Genomic DNA, 528 nt, shown 5'->3' on the forward strand with positions numbered 1-528 from the left:
TGGCAGGATAGAATCACGCGGCGCGGTCTGTGCTACAAAAACATTTTCTAGCTTGTTGCCTTTGATATCATCAATAAACACCACAGACGAACCGTCAGGGGTACTCTGAAATTTACCCTTAGGTAATAGGTCAACACTGTTTTAAGCTGCTACTTGTTCGTATAACTGCTCGACTCTGTCTTGCGACCAAGGCGATAACCATAACGAGTTGAATGCGGCCACACTGGCTGTGATTAATGCCAAGTATAATGCAGCTTGAATCAAAAACTTGTTACCGATACCTGTGGCGTTCATCACCACAATTTCACTTTCAGCGTATAAACGACCAAATGTCAGCAAGATACCGATGTAGATACTCAGCGGCAACATGAGCAATCCCATCGCAGGCATATTCAGCCCAACAATCGACAAAATGAGACTTGCGGGAATATCACCGTCTGAAGCATCAGCCAAAACACTGATAAATTTTTGGCTAAGAAATACAAGAAAAAGGACAAAAAAGATCGCAAATTGGCTCTTGATTGTCTC

Annotated in this window: 1 pseudogene; it reads right to left on the bottom strand. The window is 43.0% G+C overall.

Annotation, left to right across the window (positions count from 1 at the left end):
• Positions 1-528: pseudogene (locus KIV40_RS33230) on the bottom strand (LptF/LptG family permease); the annotation flags it as partial.

This window comes from Vibrio sp. D173a, from assembly GCF_030248475.1.